The 23129-nt window shown below is 70.1% G+C and carries 18 protein-coding genes; 9 read left to right on the top strand and 9 right to left on the bottom strand.

Annotated features, from left to right (window positions below; all coding sequences use genetic code 11):
* The first annotated feature begins 144 nt into the window (after positions 1-144).
* A complete protein-coding gene (locus QPK29_RS01855; protein ID WP_056125072.1) occupies positions 145-816 on the top strand; it encodes a Crp/Fnr family transcriptional regulator in 672 nt (223 codons plus the stop codon).
* On the opposite strand, the gene QPK29_RS01850 is transcribed toward QPK29_RS01855, so the two are convergent.
* The 5 genes from QPK29_RS01850 to QPK29_RS01830 all read right to left on the bottom strand — a co-directional run bounded on the left by QPK29_RS01850 (position 804) and on the right by QPK29_RS01830 (position 7473).
* A complete protein-coding gene (locus tag QPK29_RS01850) occupies positions 804-1919 on the bottom strand; it encodes an acetate/propionate family kinase (protein ID WP_371769465.1) in 1116 nt (371 codons plus the stop codon). The genes QPK29_RS01855 and QPK29_RS01850 overlap by 13 nt on opposite strands.
* Positions 1916-3322, bottom strand: a complete 1407-nt coding sequence (locus QPK29_RS01845) for a bifunctional enoyl-CoA hydratase/phosphate acetyltransferase (protein ID WP_371769464.1) — start codon at positions 3320-3322, stop codon at positions 1916-1918. Before QPK29_RS01845 ends, QPK29_RS01850 begins: the two co-directional genes overlap by 4 nt.
* Before the next feature lie 3 nt (positions 3323-3325).
* Positions 3326-4087: an enoyl-ACP reductase FabI gene (gene fabI, locus QPK29_RS01840; protein ID WP_371769508.1), complete on the bottom strand. Its 762-nt coding sequence runs from the start codon at positions 4085-4087 to the stop codon at positions 3326-3328.
* 34 nt (positions 4088-4121) lie between these two features.
* Positions 4122-5861, bottom strand: coding sequence for a PHA/PHB synthase family protein (locus tag QPK29_RS01835; protein WP_371769463.1), 1740 nt, complete (start codon positions 5859-5861; stop codon positions 4122-4124).
* A gap of 64 nt (positions 5862-5925) precedes the next feature.
* Positions 5926-7473: a L,D-transpeptidase family protein gene (locus tag QPK29_RS01830; RefSeq protein ID WP_371769462.1), complete on the bottom strand. Its 1548-nt coding sequence runs from the start codon at positions 7471-7473 to the stop codon at positions 5926-5928.
* Between the two features lie 241 nt (positions 7474-7714).
* Between QPK29_RS01830 and QPK29_RS01825 the strand changes: the two genes are divergently transcribed.
* Complete coding sequence (locus QPK29_RS01825) at positions 7715-9886, top strand: phosphocholine-specific phospholipase C (protein WP_371769461.1); 2172 nt, start codon at positions 7715-7717, stop codon at positions 9884-9886.
* Between the two features lie 13 nt (positions 9887-9899).
* Positions 9900-10652 carry a PEP-CTERM sorting domain-containing protein gene (locus QPK29_RS01820; protein WP_200948886.1) on the top strand — a complete coding sequence of 251 codons (753 nt, stop codon included), beginning with the start codon at positions 9900-9902 and terminating at the stop codon, positions 10650-10652.
* Here QPK29_RS01820 and QPK29_RS01815 read toward each other — a convergent pair.
* The 4 genes from QPK29_RS01815 to QPK29_RS01800 are packed head-to-tail and all read right to left on the bottom strand — an operon-like array spanning position 10557 to position 14767.
* Positions 10557-11813 (bottom strand): hypothetical protein, encoded by a 1257-nt coding sequence (locus QPK29_RS01815; RefSeq protein ID WP_371769460.1) that lies wholly within the window; start codon positions 11811-11813, stop codon positions 10557-10559. The two genes, QPK29_RS01820 and QPK29_RS01815, sit on opposite strands and share 96 nt — an antisense overlap.
* Positions 11813-12028: a DUF2249 domain-containing protein gene (locus QPK29_RS01810; RefSeq protein WP_371769459.1), complete on the bottom strand. Its 216-nt coding sequence runs from the start codon at positions 12026-12028 to the stop codon at positions 11813-11815. The genes QPK29_RS01815 and QPK29_RS01810 overlap by 1 nt, the downstream gene beginning before the upstream one ends.
* On the bottom strand, positions 12025-12429 hold the full coding sequence (locus tag QPK29_RS01805) for an Rrf2 family transcriptional regulator (RefSeq protein WP_056125049.1): 405 nt from the start codon (positions 12427-12429) through the stop codon (positions 12025-12027). The genes QPK29_RS01810 and QPK29_RS01805 overlap by 4 nt, the downstream gene beginning before the upstream one ends.
* Before the next feature lie 22 nt (positions 12430-12451).
* Positions 12452-14767 carry a nitric-oxide reductase large subunit gene (locus QPK29_RS01800; RefSeq protein ID WP_371769458.1) on the bottom strand — a complete coding sequence of 772 codons (2316 nt, stop codon included), beginning with the start codon at positions 14765-14767 and terminating at the stop codon, positions 12452-12454.
* Positions 14768-15008: 241 nt separating this feature from the next.
* Between QPK29_RS01800 and QPK29_RS01795 the strand changes: the two genes are divergently transcribed.
* The 6 genes from QPK29_RS01795 (at position 15009) to QPK29_RS01770 (ending at position 22992) form a co-directional block, all read left to right on the top strand.
* Entirely contained in the window at positions 15009-16190 is a 1182-nt protein-coding gene (locus tag QPK29_RS01795; protein WP_371769457.1) for an NnrS family protein, read from the top strand.
* A gap of 12 nt (positions 16191-16202) precedes the next feature.
* Positions 16203-17588, top strand: a complete 1386-nt coding sequence (gene hemN, locus QPK29_RS01790; protein ID WP_371769456.1) for an oxygen-independent coproporphyrinogen III oxidase — start codon at positions 16203-16205, stop codon at positions 17586-17588.
* Positions 17589-17723: 135 nt separating this feature from the next.
* A complete protein-coding gene (locus QPK29_RS01785) occupies positions 17724-20279 on the top strand; it encodes an EAL domain-containing protein (protein ID WP_371769455.1) in 2556 nt (851 codons plus the stop codon).
* On the top strand, positions 20276-21100 hold the full coding sequence (locus tag QPK29_RS01780) for an HDOD domain-containing protein (protein WP_056125033.1): 825 nt from the start codon (positions 20276-20278) through the stop codon (positions 21098-21100). Before QPK29_RS01785 ends, QPK29_RS01780 begins: the two co-directional genes overlap by 4 nt.
* A 46-nt stretch (positions 21101-21146) precedes the next feature.
* Positions 21147-22496 (top strand): HD domain-containing phosphohydrolase, encoded by a 1350-nt coding sequence (locus QPK29_RS01775; protein WP_371769454.1) that lies wholly within the window; start codon positions 21147-21149, stop codon positions 22494-22496.
* On the top strand, positions 22474-22992 hold the full coding sequence (locus QPK29_RS01770) for a response regulator (RefSeq protein ID WP_371769453.1): 519 nt from the start codon (positions 22474-22476) through the stop codon (positions 22990-22992). The genes QPK29_RS01775 and QPK29_RS01770 overlap by 23 nt, the downstream gene beginning before the upstream one ends.
* Positions 22993-23129: the final 137 nt, after the last annotated feature.

The raw sequence follows: 23129 nt of genomic DNA, 5'->3' as shown, positions 1-23129 counted from the left end.
AGGATGGTCCGATTGTAGGCGGCTTCTCCGCGCGCGTAAGTCGGCACGATGGAGGACGCCGCCTAGTTCTTCCGGACTATCCCGCACGGCCGTCGTACGCGCGAGAATGGCGGCATCCCGACCATTTCATGACATCCCGCGACCGTGGCCACCATCGATCCCTGCACCTTCCTGCGCCGCCTGCCGCTGTTTTCCGACCTCGGCGAGGACGAACTGCGCGCCGTCGGCGCGGCCGCCACCGAGCAGCACGTCGACCGCGGCCGCACCATCGTCGAGCGGGGCGACCCGTGCGAGGGATTTCACTCGATCCTGTACGGCCAGGTCAAGCTGGCCTTCATCTCGCCGCAGGGTCAGGAAAAGGTCATCGAGATCCTCGGCCCCGGCAAGACGTTCGGCGAAGCGGTCATGTTCATGGAGAAGCCGTACTTCGTGACCGCGACCGCGCTGGAAGACTGCCTGCTGCTGCACGTCCGCAAGGAAGCCATCTTCGCCGAGCTGGAACAGAGCGCGGCATTCGCCCGGCGCATGCTGGCCGGGATGAGCCGGCGCCTGCACGGCCTCGTCGCCGATGTGGAGGCGTACACCCTGCACACGGGCGGCCAGCGCGTCGTCGGCTATCTGCTGAAGGATGCGCCCGAATCCGGCGCGACGGTGCGGCTGTCCGTCAGCAAGCGCCTCGTCGCGTCGCGCCTGAACATCACGCCCGAGTATTTTTCGCGCGTGCTGAACGATCTCACGCGGCGCGAACTCGTGCGCGTGGACGGGCGCGACATCGCGATCCTCGACGCGAACGGATTGCGCGCCTACGAGGGATAAGCGTCCGCGACCTGTTTCGTCTCGCGCGCGATCACGGCTTCCTCGTCGGCCGGCAGCGCCCACACGGCGACGGCGCTGTCCGGCGCGTGCAGGCGCGGGCCGTGGGTCGCATTGGCGTCCGCGTCGAGGCGCACGCCCAGCCACGCCGCCTGCGCGCATACGCGGGCGCGGATGTCCGCCGCGTGTTCGCCGATGCCGCCCGTGAACACGAGCACGTCGAGGCCACTCGCCGCCGCGGCCAGGGACCCGAGTTCGCGCGCGATGCGGTACACGAACACGTCGACCGCCTCGCGCGCGGCCGGGTCCGGGCTCGCGAGCAGGGTGCGCATGTCGCCGCTGATGCCGGAGAGGCCCAGCAGGCCGCTGTCGCGGTACAGCAGGCGTTCCAGCGCGTCTGGCGTCATCCGTTTTGCGCGCAGCAGGTGCAGCACGAGGCCGGGGTCGAGGGCGCCGCAGCGCGTGGCCATCGGCAGGCCGTCCAGCGCGGAAAAGCCCATTGACGTCGCGACGCTCCGGCCCCCGACCATGGCGCACATGCTTGCGCCGCTGCCCAGGTGGGCGACGACGACGCGGCCACGGGCGCGCGGTTCGATCGCGGGCAAGCTGTCGGCGACATGGGTGTACGACAGGCCGTGGAAGCCGTAGCGCAGCAGGCCTTCATCCGCGCATGCCCGCGGCAGGCCGTACAGGCGCGCGACCCGCGGGTTCCCGAGGTGGAACGCGGTGTCGAAGCAGGCGACCTGCGGCAGGCCCGGATGCAGGCGCGCCATCGCTTCCATGCCGGCCACGTTGTGCGGCTGGTGCAGCGGCGCCAGCGGGGCGAGGGCCTGCAGTTCGGCGAGCAGCGCCGGCGTGACGAGCGCCGGTCCCGCGTGGTTGTTCCCCCCGTGGACGACGCGGTGGCCGATGGCCGCGAGCCGGGCCGGCGCGAGATGGCTTTCGACCTGGCCGATGATGGTACGCAGTTGCGCGGGGCCGTGGCCCTCCACCTGGCCGTGCGCGGTCGCGACGAGGCCCGCGCCCCGTTCCACGTACACGGCGTACTTGATGCTGGACGAGCCGGCGTTGATGCATGCATATCCTTTGGCTGCGTTGTCCGTCATGGCGATCCGATCACGGCGGCGGCCGCCGAGTGGCGCACGAGCAGGGACGCCAACGCGCACGAGGCGAGGCGGGCCAGCGGCCCGTCCGCGCGGCTGGTGAGCATGATGGGCACGCGCGCGCCGAGCACGATGCCGGCCACCTGCGCCTCCGCCAGGTATTCCAGCTGCTTGGCGAGCATGTTGCCCGCTTCCAGGTCGGGCACGACGAGGATGTCGGCCCGGCCGGCCACCGGCGACACGAAGCCTTTCGTGCGCGCCGCTTCTTCCGACACGGCGAGGTCGAACGCCATCGGCCCGTCGATGATCGCGCCCTCGATCTGGCCGCGGTCCGCCATCTTGCACAGCGCGGCCGCCTCGATGGTCGACGCGATCTTCGGGGACACCGTCTCGAGCGCGGACAGGATCGCCACGCGCGGCGCGGCGATGCCCAGCGCGTGCGCCAGCTCGATCGCGTTGCGGACGATGTCGCGCTTGTCTTCCAGCGTCGGGTAGATGTTGATGGCGGCGTCCGTGAGGAGCAGCGGGCGCGCATATGTGGGCACGTCCAGCGCGAACACGTGGCTGATGCGGCGGCCCGTGCGCAGGCCGGTGTCGCGGGCGACGACGGCGTGCATCAATTCGTCCGTGTGCAGCGCGCCCTTCATGATGGCGCCGACCTCGCCCGTGCGCGCCAGCGCCACGGCGGCGTCGGCGGCCGCGTGGCTGTGCGCCGTCGGCACGATGCGGTACGGCGCGAGGTCGACGTTCGCCTGCGCGGCCGCCTGGCGGATCTTCGCTTCCGGGCCGACGAGCACCGGTGCGATCAGGCCTGCGCGCGCCGCTTCGACGGCGCCCAGCAGCGACACCGTGTCGACCGGGTGGACGACGGCCGTGGGCACGCGCGGCGCATCCTGCGCTGCCGCCAGCAGCGCGCGGTAGCGGCCGCCGCGCTCGCGCAGGCGCACTTCCGGCAGCGCGATACGGGGCCGCGCGACCTTCTCGGTCGGCGCGATGACCTCTGCCGTGCCGCTCGCCACCTGCTGGCCGTGCTGGTTCGTCACCGTGCAATCGAGCGTCACCCGGTGCTTGTCCGGATCGAGGCGGGTGACGGTGAGCAGCACGGTCACGGTGTCGCCCAGGCCCACCGGCTCCAGGAAGCGCAGCGACTGGCCGAGGTAGATCGTGCCCGGACCGGGCAGCTGGGTGCCGAGCACCGTCGAGACGAGCGCGCCGCTCCACATGCCGTGCGCGATCACTTCATGGAACATGCTGCCGCGTGCGTATTCCTCGTCCAGGTGGGCCGGATTGACGTCGCCCGACATGACGGCGAACAGTTCGATGTCGGCGCGGGTCAGCGTGCGCGCGAGGCTCGCGCTGTCGCCGACCTTCAGTTCGGCGAACGTGCGGTTGCTGATCGTGTCCATCGTTCACCCCAGCACGTGGTAGCCGGCGTCGACGTATTCGACGTTGCCCGTCACGAGGCGCGCGCCGTCGCTCGCCAGGAAGGCGGCGAACGCGCCCACGTCGTCCAGCCGGGCCAGCATGTGTTCGGGCGCGCGCGACCAGGCGTCGCCGAGGAGCTCGTCGAAGTGTTCCAGGCCGGACGCGGCGCGCGTGCCCATCGGGCCCGGTGACACGGCGTTCACGCGGATGCGCCGGCTGCCCAGTTCCACCGCGAGCGCGCGCACCGACGCTTCGAGCGCCGCCTTCACGGGGCCCATCAGGTTGTAGTGGGGGACGACCTTCTCGCCGCCGTAGAACGTGAACGTCAGCAGGCAGCCGCCGTGCGGCATCAGCGGCTCCGCCAGTTTCGCGCAGCGGATGAAGGAGTGGCACGACACGTCCATCGCCAGCGCGAAGCCTGCCGCCGAGCAGTCGGCGACGCGTCCCTGCAGGTCGTCCTTCGGTGCGTACGCGATCGCGTGGATGACGAAATCGAGCGTGCCCCATGCGGTGCGCACCGCGTCGAACACGGCCTCGAGCTGGCCGGGCGCGCGCACGTCGCACGGCAGCACGAGCGGGCAGCGCAGCGCGTCGGCCAGCGGGCGCACGTGGGGCTCGGCGGCGTCGTCCAAATACGTCACGGCCAGTTCGGCGCCGCACGCGGCCATGACGCGCGCGCAGCCCCAGGCGATGCTGCGGTCGTTGGCGATGCCGAGAATGAGCCCGCGCTTGCCGCGCAGGTCGATGAGAGCGTTCTGCATGGGATTCTCCAGTGAGGGTTCAGCGTTCCAGCACGTAGCGGCCGGGTGCCGGACCGAGCGCGGCGCCCGGCGCGGGCGGCGCGGTGCGGCCCGTGCTGCCGGCTTCCAGCCAGTCGGCCCAGGCGGGCCACCACGAGCCGTCGCGCGCGGGTGTCGCGGCCAGCCAGTCGTCCGGGGCCACGTACATGTCGCCATCGCTGCGGCGCGCGCGGCGGTAGTGCCGGCCGCGGTGCCCCGGTTCGCTGACGATGCCCGCGTTATGGCCGCCGCTCGTGAGCACGAACGTCACGTCGGCGTCGGCGACGAGGTTGATCTTGTAGACGGACTTCCACGGCGCCACGTGGTCCGATTCGGTGGCGACGACGAACAGCGGCGCGCGGATGTCGGCCAGTGCCACGGGCCTGCCGTCGATGCGATACCTCCCCTCGAACAGATCGTTCTTCAGGAACAGCCGGCGCAGGTATTCGCTGTGCATCCGGTACGGCATGCGCGTGGCGTCCGCATTCCACGCCATCAGGTCGTTCATCGGCTGGCGCTGGCCGAGCAGGTAGTCGTTGACGATGCGCGACCACACGAGGTCATTGGAGCGCAGCAGCTGGAAGGCGCCCGCCATCTGGCGCGTCTGCAGGTAGCCCTGGCGCCACATGATGTCTTCCAACAGATCCAGTTCGCTGTCGTCGATGAACAGCGACAGCTCGCCCGGCTCCGTGAAGTCGGTCTGGGCGGCGAACAGGGTGAGCGATTGCAGGCGCGCGTCGCGCCGGCCCGCCAGGTACGCGGCGGCGATCGCGAGCAGGGTGCCGCCCAGGCAGTAGCCGGCGGCGTTCACGCGCCGGTCGGGGACGATGGCGTTGACGGCGTCGAGCGCGGCCAGCACGCCCAGGCGCAGGTAGTCGTCCATGCCCAGGTCGCGGTCGGCCTCGCCCGGGTTGTGCCACGAGATCATGAAGACCGTGTGGCCGCGGCCGACGAGGTAGTTCACTAGCGAGTTGTGCGGCGACAGGTCGAGGATGTAGTACTTCATGATCCACGCGGGCACGATCAGCACGGGTTCCGCATGCACGTCCGCCGTCGCGGGCGCGTACTGGATCAGTTCCATCAACCGGTTGCGCAGGACGACGCGGCCCGGCGTGGCGGCTACCTGGCGGCCCGGCACGAAGTCGTCGGCGCCGGCCGGCGGGCGGTCCGTCAGCAGGCGCCACCAGTCGTCCGCGACATGCGCCAAGCCTTTCGCGACATTCATGCCGCCCTGTTGCGCCGTGGCCTGCAGTACCTCCGGGTTCGTCGCGACGAAGTTCACGGGCGACATCATGTCGAGCAGCTGGCGCGCGACGAACGACACGACCTGTTCGTGGTGCGGCGCGACGCCGCCGATGCCGGTGGTGACGTTGTGCCACCACTGCTGGTTGAGCAGGAAGCCCTGCTGGATCACGTTGAACGGCCACTGCTGCCACGCGGCGCCGTCGAAGCGGTGGTCCTGCGGCAGCGGCTGGATGCAGGGTGCCGCCGGTCCGGCTGCCGCGCGCGCGGCGTAGTCGCCGAAGCGGCCCGCCTTGCGCAAGGCCTTGTCGCACAGCCGGGCCCATTTGCCGGGCGACTGCGCCAGGTGCAGGCTCCAGTCCATCCACGCGAGCGCCAGCGCGGCGGGCGAGATGCCGAACGTCATGCGGCCAAGCGCGGCGTGCAGCATCCGGTCGGTCATGGTGGGAGGTTCGATATCCGCCCAGGGGTCGGTGGCTGGTGGGTTGAATTTGTCCATGCACCCACCTTACCGGTTTGATCGAATTCAGATCGTTGATCTAGATCAAAATCTTGCAATATGGTTAATCAGCGCGCAGTGCCTGCACCAGCTGTTCGTCGAGGCCGTAGATATCGTCGGCGAACAGGGCGCGGCCCTCGCGGTCCGTGAGCGCCGTCGCGTAGAACAGCACGACGGGGACCGGCTCCCGCAGCGGCACCGTGACCGTGCGGCCCGGCCGCAGCGCCGTGGCCACGGCGCCGGCATCCCAGCGCGCCGGATCCGCCAGTACGAATTGCGCGAGCGCGGCCGGATCTTCGACGCGGATGCAGCCATGGCTCAGGTCGCGCCGCGACCGGGTGAACAATTCCCGCGCCGACGTCGAGTGCAGGTAGATGTTCATCGGGTTCGGCATGGCGAACTTGACGGCGCCGAGCGCGTTCTTCGGGCCCGGCCGCTGCCGGACCCGCGCCGTGCCCGCGCGCAGGGCGGCAGCGGCAGCGGCGTCGGGCAGGACCTGGCCGGCGGCGGATACGGCTTCCATGTCGTTGCGAGCCAGGTAGCCGGGATCGCGTGCCAGCTTCGGGATGATCTCGGCCTTCTCGATGCTGCGCGGGACGTTCCAGTACGGATTGAATTCCAGGTAGCGCATCTGGCCGATGAACAGCGGCGTGGGCGTGCGCGCGGCCGCACCCACGATCACGCGCATTTCGAGGAGTTGCCCGGCCGGATCGCGGCCGTCGAATGCCCACAGGCGATAGGCCGGCACGTCCACGACGACGACACGGCCTTGCGGCGGACGCGGCAGCCAGCGCAGGCGTTCCAGGGTCAGTTCCAGCTGCGTCACGCGGCGGTCCGGCGGCACCGCCAGCGCGGCCAGCGTGCCCGCGCCCAGCACGCCGTCCTGCGCGAGGCCGTGGCGCGCCTGGAAGCGGCGCACGGCGACCGCCAGTTCGGGCGTGTAGACGTCGCCGGCGGGCGTATCGGCATCCAGGTCGCCGACCAGGCGCAGACGCTCGCGCACGAGGGCCGTGCCGGCATACCGCATGCCCGGTTCGATCCGCTTCGCCGGCAGCGGCGGCAGGTCCGGCCAATGCGGGCTGGCGGCGGCGAGGGCGCGGTAGCGGGCCAGCGTGGCCTCGACCCGGCGCACCATCGGGAACTGTGGCGACGCCGTGTCCACCGCTTCCGCCAGGCGGCCGGTGCGCAGCGCCTGGCGCAGGTGCTCCACGGGGTCGAAGGCGTCGTCGGACGGCAGACGGTAGCCGGAGGCGACGCGGCCGAAGTGCAGGTCGGCCAGGTACTGGAGCATGGCGGTGCCGATGTCCCGTTCCAGCGCGAGGGCGGCCACGTCGTCCGCGCCGGCAGCGAGCCGCGTGGCCAGTCGGTCGGCGTCGTAGCGCGCCGGGTCGAGCCCGTGCGCGGAGGCGTCGCGCAGCAGGCGCACGGCTTCGCGTGCACGGGCGCCGCCGTCGTCCAGCCAGGCGGGCGGTGGCGCAGCGCCGGCAAACAGCCGTGCCGTCAGCGCGCGCGCGTCGATGGGGCCGCGCGGCGTGTCCTGGACGGCGGCGGCGAGTGCGGGGACGAGGACGAACAGGAGGCAGCAGAGCCAGCGGGAGGCGATGACGTTCATGGCTGCACGATAGACCTCCGGTTGCCGCATCGTCATTGATGCAGGTCAAACTGCCCGTATGGGGGCTTCAATTGACGAAACAACCGGACGTTTTGAGAAAGATTAATTTGTCATCAACATTTCATGATTGTTGCCTAGGCTAAAGCCTCGCTGAGCATCAAATCCGTCATTTCTGATAATCAACCTGGATGAGTCAAATGCAACTTTCTGATCTCGCGTTCCCCGTCGTCATGGTGCACGCATGAGCCGCCGCGGCTTCCTCCGCACGCTGGCCCAGGCCGGCGGCGCCAGTGCCGTCCTCGCTTCCTTCCCGCCCGCGATCCAGAAAGCGCTGGCCCTGCCGGCCAACCAGCGCACCCGCAGCCTGCAGGACGTCGAGCACATCGTCGTGCTGACGCAGGAGAACCGCAGCTTCGACCATTATTTCGGCACGCTGGAAGGCGTGCGGGGATTCGGCGATCCGTTCCCGATTCCCGTGATGGACCGGCAGAACCTCTTCAACCGCAAGACGGTCTTCGTGCAGCAGACGGTCGGCGGCGCGCCGGTGCCCGGCCGGCCCAACTGGCCGCAGAGCCGCGCCATCGCGCCGTTCCGCCTGAATACCGTGCAGGACTTCCCGGTCATGCGCGTGGCCGGCACGCCGCACGCGTGGCTGGATGCGCAGCTGGCATGGGACCACGGCCGCATGAACGACTGGTGTACCGTGAAGCAGAACCATTCGCTGGGCCATTACGCCGAGGCCGACGTGCCGTTCCAGTTCGCGCTGGCCCGCGCCTTCACGATCTGCGACCACTATCACTGCGCGACCCAGACCGGCACCAACACGAATCGCCTGTTCCTGTTCACCGGCCATAACGACCCGCTGGGCGCCGCGGGCGGCCCGTCGACCGACAACAGCCACGACGACTTCAATCCGGACCCGAACACCGACTACCGCTGGCCGACGTATCCGGAGCGCCTGGAAGCGGCCGGGATCAGCTGGCAGGTCTACCAGAACATGGCGGACAACTTCACCGACAATTCGCTGGCCGGCTTCCGTTCGTTCCGCAACGCGTGGTACCAGCGCCCGGGTTATTCGCCGTCGCTGCGCAACCGCGGCGTGAGCACGCGCGATCTCGACCTGCTCAAGGCGGACGTGCTGGCCAACCGGCTGCCGCAGGTGAGCTGGGTGGTCGCCACCGCGGAAGGGTCCGAGCACCCGGGGCCGTCGAGCCCCGCGTCCGGCGCCGACTACATCGCCCGCGTGCTCGATGCGCTGACGGCCAATCCGGAAAGCTGGAGCAAGACGGTCTTCATCATCAACTTCGACGAGAACGACGGCTTCTTCGACCACATGCCGCCGCCGGCCGTCCCGTCGTACACGACGTACAGCCCCGATCCGGCGCAGGCCCGGCTCGCGGGCGCGTCGACCGTCGACACGACCGGCGAATACCACCACATCCTCAACGGCGCCGACGCGCGCACCTTGCACCGCCCGTACGGCCTGGGCCCGCGCGTGCCGCTGTACGTCATCTCGCCGTGGACCAAGGGCGGCTGGGTCAATTCCCAGGTGTTCGACCACTCGTCGATCGTCCGCTTCATCGAGGCGCGCTTCGGCGTGCGCGAGCCGCTCATCAGCCCATGGCGCCGTGCCGTCAGCGGCAACCTGCTGTCCTGCTTCGATTTCGTGAACCCGAACGACAGCGCGGTCGCCTTGCCCGATACGGCCGCGCGGCGCGCGCTGGCGCTGAGCCTCGGCAGCACCAAGGTCCCGGCGACCCCGACGGCCCTGTCGGCACCGGTGCAGGCGGCCGGCGTGCGTCCGGCCCGCGCGCTGCCGTACGAACTGCAGGTACAGGCGCAGGTGTCCGCGACCGGCGGCCTGGTCGACCTCGCGTTCGAGAACGCGGGCGAAGCCGGTGCCGTGTTCCACGTGTACGACCGCCGCGCGCTGGACCAGATCCCGCGCCGCTACACGGTCGAAGCGGGCAAGCAGCTGACGGGCCGCTGGACCACGGGCGCCGCCTACGACCTGTGGGTGCTGGGGCCGAACGGCTTCCACCGCCACATCGCGGGCGACGTGCGCCGCGCCGCGGACGCCCCGTTGCCGGAAGTGGTCGTGCGCGCCGACCGCCGGGCCGGAGAGCTCGTCGTCGACTTCGTCAACAACGGCGGCCAGCCATGCACCTTCCAGCTCGTCGCCAACAAGTACACGACGATGCGGATCCCCGACGTGCGCGTGCCCGCGCGCTCGCGCAGCACGCTGCGGCTGTCGCTGGCGCAGACCGCCAACTGGTACGACTACGCGGCGCGCGTCGACGGCATGCCGGGCTGGCTGCGGCGCTTCGCCGGCCACCTGGAAAACGGCCTGCCGTCGATCAGCGACCCGGCGATGCGGGGCGCGGCGCAACTCGACCAGTATCGTATCGTTTGATCAGGAGACTTCCATGCATGTTCGCTTCCTCATGGCCGCCGCGCTGCTCGCCGCGGCGTGCAACAGCCAGGCCGCCGTCGTCTACGGCAGCAACCTCGTCGTCAACGGCGATGCCGAAGCCGGCCTCGCCGGCTGGACCGGCTACGCGGGCTACAGCGCGTTCCAGTCCGTGGACTACGGCAGCAACTGGGTGCTGCCCACGCAACCGGGGCCGGCGGACCGCGGCAACAAGATGTTCGCCGGGTTCGGCCAGTATGCCGTCGGCTGGCAGACGCTGGACTTCGGCACCGCGACGTCCGGCACGATCGCCTATTCGCTGACCGGCTGGCTCGGCGGCTGGCAGGACCAGGGCGACAACGCGCTGTTCTATGTGCAGTTCCTCGACGAATTCGACAACGAAGTCGGGAACTCGGTGCTCGGCCCCGTCACGCCGCAGGACCGCAATGACCAGACCGGCCTGATGTACCGCGAGACCGATGGCTTCGTGCCGACGGGCACCCGCAAGCTGTCGTTCTGGCTGTCGATGGAGCGGCTCGTCTCGGGCGACAACGACGGCTATGCGGACAACCTGTCGTTCGTCCTGCAGGCGCCGCCGGCGGGCGAGGTGCCGGAACCCGGCATGGCGGCGGTGTTCGCGCTGGGCCTCGGCATGCTGGGCTGGGCGCGCAGGTCAAGGCGCGAGGCTGTGGCGGTGGCGCAGCACGGGCGCCGCGAGGTCGAGCCCCAGTCGCAGGCAGGCCACGGCGAGCAACAGGCCGGCGGCTGACGCCAGGGGTGGCAGCGCGCACGCGGCGAGCAGCATCGCGACGGCCGCGGCGTGCCAGCGGCATTGCGTGCGCAGGCGGCCGGGGGCGATGAGTTCCGCGAACTTCGGCGCCGGAACGTGCGGCGGCAGGCGGGCGCGCAGGTGGTGCCACACGAGGAACGGGACGATCCGGTACAGCATGCCGTTCACGGCGGACATCGCGCAGCCCGCGAGGAAACAGGCGCCGACGAGGACGTCCGCCGCGCCGCCCGGCCACGCGAACAGCCATGCGGCGCCCGCCAGCGCCGCCAGCGACAGCAGCCAGTACGGCGTGCCGGCCGCCGTGCGCGTGCGTTCGCGCCGCAGCAGCAGGGAAGCGGCGAGGCCGGCATAGGCCGTGACGAGCGCGGCGCCGGCCAGCGCGGGCACGGCGCGCCAGGGCGCGTCCAGCCAGCGGCCCGCGACCCATCCGGCCAATGCGAGCAGCACGAGCGGCACGAGCGCGCGCGCGGCGAGCGGCGGAAACGGGTCGGTCGCCTGGAACATCGGGATCACCTGGAACGACACGGCCATCACGAGCGGCACCACCCAGCCGGCCAGGCCCAGCGCCGCGTGGGTGTCGACCAGCGGCAGCACGGGGACGGCCGGGCCGCCCGCGAGCCAGCTTGCAAGGAGCAGGCCGGCCACGACGCACGCCAACAGCGCCGCGACGGCCGCGCGCATGCCGCCGGCGATGTGGGCGGTGGCCGCCGCGGCGCGGGTCCGTTGCCATAGCGAGGGCAGCAGGCAAGCCAGCAGCGCGCCGAACGCCGCCAGCAGCACGGCGCCCGCCAGCGCGAACAGCAGCGCATGCCCGGACAGGAACGCGGCCGCGAGCAGCGCCGCGCCGGCACCCAGCAGCGGGCAGCTCCAGACGGCGAGGCGGGACGTCCCGCGCAGCGGCAGGCCGGCCACGGCGGGCACCATCTGCAGCAGCGAGCCGGCCATCGTCATCGTCAGGAAGCCCAGTGTGACGAGGTGAACGGCGGCGAGCGCCGGCGCGGACCAGCGCGACGCGAACACGGCCGCGCCATGCCACGCGACGACGCCGCCCGCCGCCACCCCGAACCACGGCGCCGCGAGCAGGAACGCGAGCGGCACGGCGGGCGGCGGGAGGCGGGTGGTGTCGACGGCGCGCCGCATCAGGCGTTCCGCGCGATGGTCACGAGGCAGCCGTCGTCCTGCCACTCGGATTGCCAGTTGTAGCCGGTGCGCGCGAGGATGCCGTACAGCGGGTGCGGTTCGCGCGCCAGCAGCACGCGCAGCCGCGCGCCGTCGGCGAGGGAATCGAGCGCGTCGAGCACGCGCTCCATGGGTTCGGGTGCGGGCAGGGCCCGCAGGTCGAGAAGATCGTTCATGATGGTGCGATGAGGCTGGACAGCGCAATGCCGTCCAGCGACTCGAGAAAACAGGCCGTCGCGCGGCACAGCGCCCCTTTCAGCACGCACGCCGGCGCGAGCGGGCACGCGCGGGCGCGGCCGTCCAGGCAGGCGACGAGGTTGAAATCGGGCTCGGTGTGGCGCACGACGTCGCCCACGGTGATGTCCGCGGGCGCGCGGGCGAGGCGGATGCCGCCGCAGCGGCCCCGCACGGTCTCCACGAACCCGGCATGTCCCAGCTCGTTCACGATCTTCGTCAGGTGATGATGCGAGATCCCGTGCAGGGCGGCCACCTCGCCGGTGGTGGCGAGGCGACCGCGGTTGGCGCCCAGGTACATCAGGACGCGCAGGGCATAGTCGGTATGTTCGGTGAGACGCATGTCCGCTCCGGTGCCCGTGGGTTCAGGCCTTGGTGGAAACGCGGGCCTTGGCGGCGGGCCGGCCGGCGATCTCGATCGGCACTTCCACCGGGACCGTGGCCGGGCGGGCCGGACGGCGCATCACCCGCAGCACGAACAGCGCGAGGAACAGGGTGCCCAGCGCGAACACGATGTCGCCCGGCACGCGCAGCCACACCATGTTCTCCATGAACGGGGAGTGGATGACTTCCGGCGAGCGCGCGAACCACATGCCCTTCGAGATGCTGGCCCAGGCCTGGTAGATGCCGGCCGGGACGAGCGCCATGAACACCATCATCGCGAGGCCGATGTTCAGCAGCCAGAACATCGGCTTGAGGAGGGCGTCCGACCAGGCCAGGCGGTCCGTCAGGCCGCGCAGGCAGAACAGCATCAGGCCCACGCCCAGCATGCCGTACACGCCGAACAGCGCGGCGTGGCCGTGGGCGGCCGTCATGTTCAGGCCCTGCATGTAGTACAGCGCGATCGGGGTGTTGATCGAGAAGCCCAGCAGGCCCGCGCCCACCGTGTTCCAGAAGCCGACGGCGATGAAGCACAGGATCGCCCAGCGGTAGCTCGCCACCCACGGCGCGGCCTTCATGCGCTGGTAGTTGCGGTAGGCTTCGATGCCGATCATCGACAGCGGCACCACTTCGAGAGCCGAGAACATGGCGCCGATCGCGATCACGGCGGTCGGGGTGCCGGTGAAATACAGGTGGTGCAGGGTGCCGAGGATGCCGCCGAACAGGAACACGATGGTCTCCAGCACGATGGCGGCGTTGGCGCTGGCCGCGCGGATCAGGCCCAGGCGGGTGAACAGCAGGGCGATGACGGCCGTGGCGAACACTTCGAAGAAGCCTTCGACCCACAGGTGCACGAGCCACCACCTCCAGTACTCGACCATGGCGTAGTGCGTATGCTGGCCCCAGGTCAGCGACGTGGCGTAGAAGCCGCCGATGCACACGGCCGCGAGGAACACCATGGCGATCAGGCCGCGGCTTTCCGACGGGCGGCGCAGCGCGGGCCACAGGCCGCGGCCGAGCAGGAAGGCCCAGAACAGCAGGCCGACGAACAGCAGGTATTGCCACACGCGGCCCATGCTGGTGAATTCCAGGCCCTGGTTGCCGAGCCAGAAGCTGAAGTCGACGCCGCGGTGCTGCAGCGTGCCGAGCCAGCCGCACGCGGTCGAACCGGCGACGATGAACAGCAGCGCGTAGAACAGCACGTTCACGCCCAGCGCCTGGAACTTCGGCTCATGGCCGGAGATGGCGGGCGCGATGTACAGGCCCGTCGCGAGCCACGCGGTGGCGATCCACAGCACGGCGAACTGGGTGTGGATCGTGCGGCTGATCGTGAACGGCAGGATGTCGCCGAGCGGGAAGCCGAAGAAGCTGTGGCCTTCGACGGAATAGTGCGCGGTGATCACGCCCATGCCCACCTGGGCGAGGATGAGCGCGACGACGACGGCGAAGTACTTGCGCGTGGCCTTCATCGACGGCGTGGCCTTCAGCTTGAACAGAGGGTCGTCCTTGGGCGGCTTCGGATCGGCTTCTTCCGGCTGCGCGGAGTGGAAGAACACCATGCCGGCGATGGCGCCGATCATGACGATGATGCTGGCGACCGACCAGATGCCGGCGCCGGCCGTCGGGGTGTTGCCGACGAGGGGCTCGTGCGGCCAGTTGCTCGTGTACGACAGCGCGGTTTCGCCCGGACGGTCGGTGGCGGCCGCCCAGGACGACCAGAAGAAGAAGCCGGTCAGCGCGGTGCGGTCGTCCGCGGCGGGCAGGGAGCCGGCGCTCATCGCGTACTGCTCGCGCAGCTTGTCGAGCTTAGTATCGGTGCCGAACAGGCCCGCGTAATGGCTGGCGACGGCCGCGATGGCGGCGGTGCGCTCGGTGCTCAAGGTCAGGGTGCCGGTGGCGGCGTCGTACGTGTTGCGGCGCAGGCCCTCCTTGACCAGGGCGTCGATGCCGCCCCGTGCGGCGGCGTCCAGCTGCGCGTACGGCTTGCCGTGGCCGCGCTTCGCGAGTTCGTCCTGCAGGGCGACGGCTTCGCGGTGCAGCCAGTCGGCCGACCAGTCGGGGGCGACGTAGCTGCCGTGGCCCCATACGGTGCCCAGTTGCTGGCCGCCGGCGGCGAGCCAGGCCTGCTGGCCCCGGGTGATCTGGTCGCCCGTCCAGATGACGTGGCCTTGTTGGTCGAGGACTTGTCGGGGGATCGGCGGGGCCTTCAGGTAGATCTCCCGGCCCACGAACAAGAGCGTGCCGAAGGAGAGTACGCAGATGATCGCCAGCCAGGTCCAGAGTCTGCGTGTAGCGTGCATGGCTTGTGTTCCTTCACTGTGATTGATCGGTGGCGCAGCGGGGCGCCTGGACCGCATTGTGCGGCGAAACACCGCAATAGTTGCATCGCAAATGCAGCTTTATTTGAAATGCTTGACCCAGTTTAGGAAACCGCGCGGGACACGCCCATCGGCACGGCGGACTAGTCACTTTGGCCGATTGTCCGGCGCCCCGGCGGCTCATAACATGTAGCCGGGATACCACTTTAAAAAGGAGGCCGCCATGGCCCTCATGACCATCGAAGAAGCCCGGCCGGCGCCCGGCCGCGGCGCGCCGTTGTTCGCCCTCGGCTTCCGCCCGTTCTACCTGCTGGCCGCCGCGTTCGGCGCCCTCGCCGTGCCGCTGTGGATCGCGGCGCAGGCGGGCGTGCGCCTGCCCGTGCGCATCGACATGCTGTGGCACATGCACGAGATGGTGTTCGGCTTCGCGCTGGCCGTCGTCGTCGGCTTCCTGTACACCGCCGGCTACGCCTGGACGAAGCTGTGGACCCCGCGCGGCAAGGCCCTTGCCGCCATCGCCGCCGTGTGGGTGGCGGGGCGGATCGCGATGCTGGCCGCGCCGCCCGTCGTCGGCGCCCTGGTGGACGCCGCGTTCCTGCCGGTCGCGGCGTGGCCGCTGTTCCGCGTGCTGAAGCGGTCGGGCAACATGCGCAACATGTTCCTCGTCGGCCTGCTCGCGCTGCTCACCCTGGCGAACGTGTGCTACCACGCGGCTGCGCTGGGCTGGATCCACGCCGATCCCCTGGCGCCCGTGCACGCCGCGATCCTCCTGATCATCGTGATCGAGATCGTGATCGGCGGCCGCGTGATCCCCATGTTCACGCGCAACGGCGCGCCGGGCAGCCAGCCCGTGCAGGATGCGCGCCGCGACAAATGGGCGCTGGTGCTGACCGTGCTGGCGGGCCTCGCGTGGATCGCCGGCCTGCCGGCGCCCGCGACGGCCAGCCTCGCGCTGTTCGCCGCCGTCGGCCAGGCCGTGCGCCTGCTCGGCTGGCAGCCGTGGCGCACGTGGCGCAACCCGCTGTTGTGGATCCTGCACATGTCGTACTTCTGGATCCCGTTCGGCTTCCTGCTGCTGGCGCTGGCGCAGTACGGCGTCGTCACGGGGAGCGCCGCGCTGCACGTGCTGACGGTCGGCGCGCTCGCCGGCCTGATCATGGGCATGATCACCCGCACGGCGCTGGGCCACACGGGCCGTCCCTTGAAGGCCGGCCGCGGCGAGACCGCGATGTTCGTGCTGGTGCAGGCGGCCGTCGTGCTGCGCTTCGCCGCCGGCGTCGTGCCGGCCTGGCGCGACATCGGCCTGGTGCTCGCCACCGCGTGCTGGAGCGCCGCCTTCCTCGCCTACCTGGCGGTCTATGTGCCTTACCTGACGGCCGCCCGCATCGACGGCCGCGAAGGCTGAACCGGAGTGACCATGCATCCCACCATCGAATTCGACGCCGACCTGATCGCGCGCATGACCCAGCGCGGTCCGCGCTACACGTCGTATCCCACCGCGGACCGATTTACCCCGGCGTTCGGCGCCGGCGAGTTTGCCGCCGCTGCGCGGCCGGGCAAGCCGCTGTCGCTGTACGTGCACATCCCGTTCTGCGAATCGCTGTGCTACTACTGCGCGTGCAACAAGATCATCACGCACGACCGCGGCAAGGCGGTGAAGTACCTGGGCTACCTGCTGCGCGAGATCGACATGCAGGCCGCGCTGTTCGCGGACGGCGCCGTCGTCGAGCAGCTGCATTTCGGCGGCGGCACGCCGACTTACCTCAGCGACGCCCAGATGGGCGACCTGCTGGGCCATTTGCGCAGCCGCTACACGTTCGCGTCCGACGACGCGGGCGAGTTCTCGATCGAGATCGACCCGCGCACCGTGGACGCCGCCCGCATCCGCACGTTGCGCAGGCAGGGCTTCAATCGCCTGTCGCTGGGCGTGCAGGACTTCGACGAGGACGTGCAGCGCGCCGTCAACCGCATCCAGCCGGAAGCGCTGACGCGCGACGCCATCGCCGCCGCGCGCGAGGCCGGCTTCCGCTCCATCAGCATCGACCTGATCTACGGCCTGCCGCTGCAGAACGTGACGACGATGGCGGCCACGCTCGACAAGGTCGTCGCCGCGGCGCCGGACCGCATCTCGGTCTACAACTATGCGCACATGCCGCAGCTGTTCAAGTCGCAGAAGCTGATCCGCGACGAGGACCTCCCGGACGGCGCGACGAAGCTGGCGATGCTGGGCCTGTGCATCGAGCGGCTCGGCGCCGCGGGTTACGTGTACATCGGCATGGACCATTTCGCAAGGCCGGACGACGAACTCGCGCGCGCGCAGCGCGACGGCACCCTGCACCGCAATTTCCAGGGCTATTCGACGCACGCGGACATCGACATGGTCGCCTGCGGCGTGTCCGCCATCAGCGCCGTGAACGGCACGTATGCGCAGAACGAGAAATCGCTCGAGCGGTATTACACGCGCATCGACCGGGGCGAGCTGCCCGTGGCGCGCGGGCTGGCGCTGTCGGGCGACGACCTGCTACGGCGCGAGGTGATCCAGAAGCTGATGTGCGACTTCGCGCTCGACCTGCGCGACCTCGCGGCAAGCTGGAACGTCGACGTCGCCGCGCGCTTCGCGCCCGAGCTGGCGCGGCTGGCCGACCTGGCGCGCGACGGCCTGCTGGCCGTGACGCCGGACCGCGTCGACGTCACGCCGAAGGGCCGCCTGCTGGTGCGGAACATCTGCATGGTGTTCGATGATTATTTCGGCAAGCCGGCCGCCGTGCCGTTGCAAAGGATGCAGTATTCGCGTACGGTGTAGCGTTGCCAGGGCGTCCAGACTGTATTCGCAGGGACACAGTTTCCGCAAATATGTGAACATTCCGTGCGGCAATGTTCTATATTCTCGACATAAGGCTTGATTCCTCTCAAGCCGATCGAGTTTTGTCAAACTGCCATGAATGCAGCCACCTCACATCTTCCCGCGCCCAGGGCGGCGCCGACGCCGCCTTGCCCTGAGGGCTATGTCGCGCTCGAATGGCTCGAACATGCGCCCGGCTTCGCCGCCTTCCTCGTCGGTCCCGACCTCGTGTTCGCCCATGCGAACGACGCGTACAAACAGCTGGTGGGGCGGGCCGACCTGATCGGCCTGCCGATGGGCGAAGCACTGCCGGAGGTCGCGGAGCAGGGCGTCGCGGCACTGTTGAAAGCGGCGCTGACCACCGGCGAACCGGTCGTGCACCGTGCCTGGCCGGTGCAGCTGCCCGGTCCCGGCGGCGCGCTGCAGCAGCGCTACGTCGACTTCGTGGCGCAACCCGTGCCGCACAGCGCGGCGCAGGGCGGCGCCGGCCTGCTGATCCTGGGCAGCGACGTGACGATGGAGACGGTGTCCCAGCGCGACCTGCAATTCAGCCTGACGCACGACATGCTCACGGGCTTGCCGAACCACGCGCTGTTCCGCGACCGCCTCGAACACGCGCTGCGCCGCGCCGCGCGGGCCCAGCGTCCGGTGCAGGTGGCGGCGCTGCAGCTCGACCTGTTCAAGCGGGTCCATGCGCTGGTCGGCCACGAGGGCGGCGAGCGCATGCTGGTCGAGATCGCGCGGCGCATCGAGCGCGCCGCCGGGCCGGACGTGACGGTCGCGCGCGACGGTGCCGACAAATTCCTGTTGCTGCTGGAAGGGACGCAGCAGCCGCAGGTGACGGCGCGCATCGACGCGATCGTTCGTACCGTCGCAGCACCGTTCGAACACGCCGAACACAGTGTGTACGTGACCTGCTGCGTGGGCGGTGCCGTGTTCCCCCTGAGCGGAGGGACGGCGGAAGACTTGCTGCTGGCCGCCGACCGCGCCCTCGCGTGCGCGCAGGAAGCGGGCGCCGGCACCCAGCGCTGGGACGAGACGCTGCCCGGCGACGGTGGCCTCGACCGGCTGCGGCTCGGCTTCGCGCTGCGCGAGGCGCTCGCGGGCGACGGCCTGTCGCTGCGCTACCGGCCGCGGGTCGACCTCGTCAGCGGCACGATCTGCGCCGTGGAAGCGTCGGTCTGCCTGGACCACGACGGCGCCGCGGTGCCGGCCGCCACCCTGCTCGGCGTGGCCGAGGAGTGCGGCCTGGGCGGCGCGCTGGCCGACTGGGTGCTGCGCCACGCGGCCGCGCACGCGGCACAGTGGCGCGCGCACGGCCACACGGCGCTGCGCGTGGCCGTCAACCTGTCGGCGCGCCAGTTCTCGATGTGCGACCTGGAGGGGACCATCCTGCCCGCGCTCGCGGCCGCGGGCGTCCCGCCGACCTGCCTCGACCTGGAACTGGCGGAGAACCTGCTGGCGGACGACATCGACCGGCTGGCCGACTGCCTGCACGCCTTGCGCGACAAGGGCATCCGGCTGTGCCTCGACGGCTTCGGTACCGGCTCGTCGAGCCTCGTCAACGTGCAGCGCCTGCCGATCGACGTCCTCAAGATCGACGGCTCCTTCATCGCGCGCGTGCCCGACGGGGACGGCGCGGCGGCGGTCGTGGATGCGATCGTCACGATGGGGCACAGCCTCGGCATGCGCGTCGTCGCCGACGGCGTCGAGCGCGAAGGGCAGTGCGACTTCCTGGCGCGTCACATGTGCGATGCGGTGCAGGGCGATTTCGTCTCCGCGCCGGTGCCGTTCGACGCGCTGACCGCGCTGCTGCAGACGGGCCCCGGCCTGGCGCCGCGCCTGCTGCGCTTCAACCGCACGCAGCCCACGCTGCTGCTCGTCGACGACGAGCCGAGCATCGTGTCGTCGCTGCGGCGCCTGCTGCGCGGCGACGGCTACCGCATCCTGACCGCGAACAGCGGCAGCGAAGGCCTGAAGCTGCTGGAAGAACATACCGTCGACCTGATCGTGTCCGACCAGCGCATGCCCGAGATGACCGGCGTCGAGTTCCTGCGCAAGGTGCGCCAGCTGTACCCGGACACGGTGCGTATCGTGCTGTCCGGCTACACCGAGCTGCAGACGGTGACGGACGCGGTGAACGGCGGCGCGATCTACAAATTCCTCACCAAGCCCTGGGACGACGAGCAGCTGCGCAGCCACATCCAGGAAGCGGTCGCATACGGCGCGATGGCCAACGAAAACCGCCTGCTCACGCTGGAAGTGCGCACGGCGAACCAGAAGCTCGCGGCCGTGAACCGCCAGCTCGAATCGGTGCTGGCGCGCCAGCGGAGCGACATCGAACAGGGCGAGATCAGCCTCGACATCGTGCACGAGGCGCTCGACAACGTGCCCGTGCCGGTGCTGGCCAGCGACGATACCGGCACCGTCGTGCTGGCCAACCGCGCGGCGCACGGGCTGTTCGCGACGCAGGGCGCGGTGCTGGGATGCGAGCTGCGCCAGCTGTTCCCCGGCCTGCCCGAGCCGTTGCCCGCCGACGCAAGCTTCGCGTTCGCACACCGGCTCGGCGAGCAAAGTGTCCATGCGCGCATGCAGCCGATGGGCAACGGCTCCCAGTCGCGGGGCTGGCTGATCGTGATCGAGGCGGCATGACGACGACCGCGGTGGAACTCACCCAGGTGGTGCAGCGCCTGCGCGACCTGCCGGCGCTGCCGTCCATCGTGCTCGACCTGATCAGTTCGTTCGGGCGCGAGGACGTCGACGTGACGACGCTGGCGGAAAAGATGTCGCGCGACCAGGCGCTGGCCGCGAAGATCCTGCGCCTGGCGAATTCGTCGTTCTACGGCCTGCCCGCCAAGGTGAAAACGGTCAAGCAGGCGATCGTCGTGCTCGGGTTCGACAGCGCGCGGGCGCTGGCCGTGGCGAGCACCGTCATCGACCGTTTCGGCGGCGCCGGCCGGCCCAGGGTCGACGTCGCGCACTTCTGGCGCCATTCGATCGCGACCGCGCTGTGCGCCCGCAGCCTCGCGCGCCAGGCGGGTCTCGACCAGGATGCCGCCTTCATCGGCGGCCTGCTGCACGACATCGGCCGGCTCGTGCTGGCGATCAGCTTTCCCGAACAGTATGCCCGGGTGATCGCCGAGTACGACGACACGGGCCTGTCCGCGCTGGAGCTGCGCGTGCTCGGCGTGGACCACGAGCACGCCGGCCAGCTGCTCGCCGAGGCGTGGAAGTTTCCGCCCGTGATCCAGCGCGCGATCGGCCGGCACCACGCGCCGGCCGCGGCCGACCTGGCCGACATTCCCGGCGTCGTGCACGTGGCGAACGGGCTGGTGCACGCGCTCGATCCGAACGGGCGCATGGCCGGCGTGGCGGCGGCCAACCTCGGCCTGTTGCCGGAACAAGTGCAGGCCGTGTGCCGGGAGACGGAAGGGCAGTTCGAGGAAGCGTGCCGCCTTTTGATGCAGGATTAGCCATGAACGACATTATCGAGAGGGCTGGCGCCATGGAGGCTCAGTCATGAACACGTTTTCCGCCACCGCGCGCCCGGACGCGCCCGCGGCCACGATCCTGTGCGTCGACGACGAGCCGAACATCCTCGCCGCGCTGCGCCGCCTGTTCCGCCGCGAACACTACAAGGTCCTCGTCGCGGGCAGCGCCGCGGCCGGGTGGGCCGTGCTGGAAGAAGAGCACGTCGACATCGTGATCTCCGACATGCAGATGCCGGAAGTGAACGGCACCGAATTCCTCGAACGCGTGCGCCAGCGCTGGCCGGACACGCTGCGCCTGCTGCTGACGGGCCACGCCGACCACGAGGCCACCATCGGCGCGATCAACCGCGGCGAGGTCTATCGCTACATCACGAAGCCGTGGAACGAGGAGGCCATCCTGCTCGTCGTGCGCGACGCGCTGGAACGGCAAGGGCTCCAGCGCGAAAAGCTCCGGCTGGAAGAACTGACGCGCCAGCAGAACGAGCAGCTGCGCGACCTGAACGCGAACCTGGAGCAGCGCGTGCGCGAACGGACGGCGGAATTGTCCGCGGCCCAGAAATCGCTGCAGGTCTCGCACGAGCGCCTCAAGAACAACTTCCTCACGCTCATCAAGGTGTTCTCGAGCATGGTCGAGACGCGCGCCGGCGCCGTGCCCGGCCACGGCCGCAAGGTCGCCGACCTGGCGCGCCGCATCGCCTTGCGCATGGGCCTGACGGCCCGCGAGGCGCAGGACATCTTCGTGGCGGGCCTGCTGCACGAAATCGGCAAAACCGGCTTTCCCGACGGCCTGATCGGCATTCCGGAGTCCGTGCTGAAAGGTGACAACCTCGGGCTCTACCGCAAATACCCGCACCTGGGCGAACAGATCCTGATGCCGCTGGAGGAATTGCGCGAGGCCGCGCGCATCATCGGCGCCCACCGCGAGCGCTTCGACGGCGCCGGCTTTCCGGAAGGCATGGCCGGCTTCGACATCCCGCTCGGCGCGCGCATCCTGGCGGTCGCCCACGATTACGAGGCGCTGCAGCGGGGCCTGCTCGCGCAGCGCCGCGCGGATGCGGCGCAGGCGACGGAACTGGTCGCGGAAAGCCGCGGCAAGCGCTACGACCCGGCCGTCGTCGAAGCGTTCTACGATATCCGCACCGGGCGCAGCGTGGCCGAGGTGATCGCGGAAGTCGCGATGGGCACGGCCCAGCTCAAGCCGGGCATGGTGCTCAGCCGCGACCTGTTGTCGCCGGAAGGGGCGCTGCTGCTGTCGGCCGACCACGTCCTGTCCGACCGGATGCTGAAGCAGCTCGCCGAATACGAGCGCCGCTCGTCGATCGAATTACAACTTTTCGTGAAGTCAGGGTCACCCGATGCGCCGCATTCTCATTCTTGACGACGAACCGTCCGTGCTGAGCGCATTGCGGCGCACCCTGCGCGCGGCATTCCCGCCCGACGACGTCGTGATCGAAGCGTTCGACGAGCCGGAGGCGGCCGTGCTCCGTGCCGGCGAACAGGACTTCGACGTCGTCATCTCCGACTACCGCATGCCCGGCCTGAACGGTGCCGACGTGCTCCAGCTCATGAAAGGCCTGCAGCCGGAAGCGGTCCGCATCGTCGTCTCCGCGACGAAGGAAATCCTCGAGGTGGCCGATGCCGTGAACCGCGCCGAAGTGTTCCGCTACCTGGCCAAGCCGTGGCAGCAGGAAGAACTGGTCGCGACGGTACGCGAAGCGTTCGCCCGCCGCGACCGCCTCGCGCCGCCGCGTCCGGCGCCGGCCGCGGCGGACGCGGCGGACGCGCATGACGACGCGTTGCGCCGCCTCGAGCGGGACGAGCCGGGCATCACCCGCGTCGACTGGGACGAGGACGGCAATATCCGCCTGTTCTGACGCGGCATCCTGTCCGGATCGGCGGGAAATGGCGTTCCAGCGCCGTAAAATCAGACATTTTATGTGGATTGAGTTGCCATGAGGCAATTTATTTGACACAATCCCGCCCATAACGATATTTACATCGGCACGGGGGC

It is taken from the genome of Massilia orientalis (assembly GCF_030411975.2).
GTDB lineage: Bacteria > Pseudomonadota > Gammaproteobacteria > Burkholderiales > Burkholderiaceae_D > Telluria > Telluria orientalis.
This window is presented reverse-complemented; position numbering and strand designations above follow the sequence as displayed.

What these genes read in the sequence shown, in the direction of transcription:
- QPK29_RS01850 (WP_371769465.1), bottom strand. Translation starts at nt 1,919, where the DNA reads ATGACGGACAACGCAGCCAAAGGATATGCATGCATCAACGCCGGCTCG.
- QPK29_RS01845 (WP_371769464.1), bottom strand. Translation starts at nt 3,322, where the DNA reads ATGGACACGATCAGCAACCGCACGTTCGCCGAACTGAAGGTCGGCGAC.
- QPK29_RS01835 (WP_371769463.1), bottom strand. Translation starts at nt 5,861, where the DNA reads ATGGACAAATTCAACCCACCAGCCACCGACCCCTGGGCGGATATCGAA.
- QPK29_RS01830 (WP_371769462.1), bottom strand. Translation starts at nt 7,473, where the DNA reads ATGAACGTCATCGCCTCCCGCTGGCTCTGCTGCCTCCTGTTCGTCCTC.
- QPK29_RS01825 (WP_371769461.1), top strand. Translation starts at nt 7,715, where the DNA reads ATGAGCCGCCGCGGCTTCCTCCGCACGCTGGCCCAGGCCGGCGGCGCC.
- QPK29_RS01820 (WP_200948886.1), top strand. Translation starts at nt 9,900, where the DNA reads ATGCATGTTCGCTTCCTCATGGCCGCCGCGCTGCTCGCCGCGGCGTGC.
- QPK29_RS01815 (WP_371769460.1), bottom strand. Translation starts at nt 11,813, where the DNA reads ATGCGGCGCGCCGTCGACACCACCCGCCTCCCGCCGCCCGCCGTGCCG.
- QPK29_RS01810 (WP_371769459.1), bottom strand. Translation starts at nt 12,028, where the DNA reads ATGAACGATCTTCTCGACCTGCGGGCCCTGCCCGCACCCGAACCCATG.
- QPK29_RS01805 (WP_056125049.1), bottom strand. Translation starts at nt 12,429, where the DNA reads ATGCGTCTCACCGAACATACCGACTATGCCCTGCGCGTCCTGATGTAC.
- QPK29_RS01800 (WP_371769458.1), bottom strand. Translation starts at nt 14,767, where the DNA reads ATGCACGCTACACGCAGACTCTGGACCTGGCTGGCGATCATCTGCGTA.
- QPK29_RS01795 (WP_371769457.1), top strand. Translation starts at nt 15,009, where the DNA reads ATGGCCCTCATGACCATCGAAGAAGCCCGGCCGGCGCCCGGCCGCGGC.
- hemN (WP_371769456.1), top strand. Translation starts at nt 16,203, where the DNA reads ATGCATCCCACCATCGAATTCGACGCCGACCTGATCGCGCGCATGACC.
- QPK29_RS01785 (WP_371769455.1), top strand. Translation starts at nt 17,724, where the DNA reads ATGAATGCAGCCACCTCACATCTTCCCGCGCCCAGGGCGGCGCCGACG.
- QPK29_RS01780 (WP_056125033.1), top strand. Translation starts at nt 20,276, where the DNA reads ATGACGACGACCGCGGTGGAACTCACCCAGGTGGTGCAGCGCCTGCGC.
- QPK29_RS01775 (WP_371769454.1), top strand. Translation starts at nt 21,147, where the DNA reads ATGAACACGTTTTCCGCCACCGCGCGCCCGGACGCGCCCGCGGCCACG.
- QPK29_RS01770 (WP_371769453.1), top strand. Translation starts at nt 22,474, where the DNA reads ATGCGCCGCATTCTCATTCTTGACGACGAACCGTCCGTGCTGAGCGCA.